This window comes from Candidatus Cloacimonadota bacterium (assembly GCA_020532085.1).
GTDB lineage: Bacteria > Cloacimonadota > Cloacimonadia > Cloacimonadales > Cloacimonadaceae > Syntrophosphaera.
Genome location: JAJBAV010000094.1, coordinates 1 through 2,552, shown reverse-complemented (window position 1 = coordinate 2,552; position 2,552 = coordinate 1). Strand labels below are relative to the sequence as shown.

Annotated in this window: 3 protein-coding genes; all 3 read right to left on the bottom strand. The window is 52.7% G+C overall.

What is annotated here, in order from left to right:
* Positions 1 to 23 precede the first annotated feature (23 nt).
* Positions 24 to 1,592 (bottom strand): IS66 family transposase, encoded by a 1,569-nt coding sequence (locus LHW45_11355; GenBank protein ID MCB5286165.1) that lies wholly within the window; start codon positions 1,590 to 1,592, stop codon positions 24 to 26.
* A 64-nt stretch (positions 1,593 to 1,656) separates the two neighbouring features.
* Positions 1,657 to 2,010 (bottom strand): IS66 family insertion sequence element accessory protein TnpB, encoded by a 354-nt coding sequence (gene tnpB / locus LHW45_11350; protein ID MCB5286164.1) that lies wholly within the window; start codon positions 2,008 to 2,010, stop codon positions 1,657 to 1,659.
* Complete coding sequence (locus LHW45_11345; protein ID MCB5286163.1) at positions 2,007 to 2,345, bottom strand: hypothetical protein; 339 nt, start codon at positions 2,343 to 2,345, stop codon at positions 2,007 to 2,009. Before LHW45_11345 ends, tnpB begins: the two co-directional genes overlap by 4 nt.
* Positions 2,346 to 2,552: the final 207 nt, after the last annotated feature.

The window sequence follows — 2,552 nt, the reverse complement described above, 5'->3', positions numbered from 1 at the left end:
TTGAGCAGATCAATTGTAAGCGCTTAATCTTCCACATCTAGAACCGCCCTGGTGATTGTTGTACGATCAAGATTCCACGGAAGCAGGGCCTCATAGCCTTCCAGGGTGGTGACCATCGGCAGGTGCTGGAATATGTGGCGGAGATAACTGTAGGGTTCGAAACCATTGGCTTTGGCCGTTTCGATCAGGCTGTAGAGGAGGGCACTGGCCTCCGCGCCTTGAGGTGTTCCAGAAAACAGCCAGTTCTTACGACCGACGACAAAGGGGCGAATGGCGTTTTCCGCAGCATTGTTGTCTGGAGTGATGATGCCATCCTCCAGGTAGCCAACCAGTCGGTTCCACTGTTTAAGGGTGTAGTTGATAGCTTTTCCGAGCAGCCCTTTGGGGGGTGTTTGCCAAGCGCGTTTTTGCAGCCATTGCCGGAAGGCGTCCAAGATCGGCTTGGCCTGTTCCTGTCGCATGGCATGGATTTGATCGGCGGTCATTTTTCGGGCGCGGGCGTCCTGCTCGAGTTTATAGAGTCTGCCGATATAGGCAAGGGCTTCATCGGCGCTGCCGCTCTTACGATTTTTTCCCTGCGCAGTGACCACCTCCCTGAACTTTCGGCGTGCATGGGCCATGCAGCCAACATGGCGCACTCCGGTGCACTGGTCGAGGAAATCGTAGCCGATGTACCCGTCGGTCTGCACGTACCCTTTAAAATCATCGAGAAAGGTTTTGGCAATCTCGCCCCCTCTGCTGGGTGCATACTGATAAACCAACACCGGCCGTTCCGGATCGCCCCGCCGAAAGATCCACATATAGGATTTTTGGGTAGGCGTCCGACCGGGTTCTGCCAGTACCTGAATCGTGGTTTCGTCGATATTGATCAGTCTGCCTTCACGCACCTCGTCTTTGAGCAGGTTGAGCAGCGGTTCGCAGACTTCGGCGGTTTTCATCGCCCAGTTGCACATGGAGGCCCGGCCGATATTGATGCCTTTGCGATGAAAGATTTTTTCCTGCCGATAGAACGGCAGGTGGTCGACGAACTTGCCGGTGAGGATATGGGCAAGCAGACCGGGGCTGGCGATGGACTTGGGGATCATCTGCAACGGGGCCGGCGCGATTTTGACGGTGGGACCGTCATCGTCAACACCTTCACAGTGGCAACAAGCATACTTGGGGCGAATATGGCGCAGCACCTGGATCCGGGCAGGAATAATGTCCAACTGCTCCATGACTTCCTCGCCGATACGACTGAGGGTGCAACCGCAGGCGCAGATCTTTTCCTCGTCGCTTATATCATGCAGGACGTCGATTCTGGGTAGATCCGCCGGCAGGGGCTTACGCCCGGGTTTCTTGCGGGAATGCGTCGGCACAATCACCAGTTCCGGCTCCAGCGCCTCGGGTTCGGGCAAGTCGAACAGCGGGATGAGCTGCATGGTTCCAGCAGCCGGCAGCTTTTCGCTTTTCACTCCGAAGAGATTGTGCCGAAGCAAGCGAATCTGCTCGATCAACAGGGAGACCTGTTTTTCATACTGCGCTTGCAGTTCGACAATAAGCAGCTTGAGATCGAGAGGATTGTCCGGCAATGTTTCGGGAGTGAATTTCATGAAAAAATATTAACATATCTATCCGATATATTTCAACATAATTCATAAAATTGAAGCATTTTTTTCAACGCACAATGGCATATTTGAGCGTCTCGTGGGCCGGTTGGGTAAGGGATAATCCCTCCAGCAACCAACCCAGTTGGCGCATGCTGATACATTCGGCCTCGCCGGTGGTTTGCGGCCATTGAAACTTGTCTCGCTCCAGCCGTTTATGCCAGAGACAAAAACCGTTGCGATCCCAATAGAGCGCCTTGACCGTGTCCCGTTTACGATTGCAGAAGGCAAACAGATGGCCGGACAGCGGATCCAGATCCATCTGTTCGGCCACCATGATAGCCAGGGTATTAATGGATTTGCGCATGTCAGTGATTCCGGTGGCCAGATACACCTTAACCCCGCTCGCTATCGGCCACATCATCGTGACTCCAGTACGGCAAGCACCCGAGCAAGTACAGTGTCGCTGAAATCCTGTCCGAGCTCGATGAGGTAGCGTGAGCCGACACAGAGACGGATGTTTGGCAGGATCAAATGGTTTCCCTGTGGCACGGGCACTTGAACGAGATTGAGATGGGTCCTGGAATCAGCACCCACTTTTTGCTGCTTGCCCAGCCAGTAGGTCATCGCATGGTAACGCAGGTCATGACGGCGACAATATTCACTGCGATTGAAACCGCTCTGCATGAACGCTTTGATATGGGCTTGCCAGAATCGACGCTGGCATTGCTTGTCTGCCGGTGCAGGTAATTGGTGCATAATACTCCTCCCTTGATAAGGTTTTGAGCATTATGGCCGATAGACGGGAAAGGAAAAAGAAGGTGTTTGTTAAGCGCTTACTCTTATCCGATAGCCATAATGGGATTAGCTGTCACAATACCAAATGCGATTATAAAAAGACCTACTGCTGCAGTAAGCCAATGCAAATATATGAAAATTAATTGCACACAAAACATTTTGCTATGG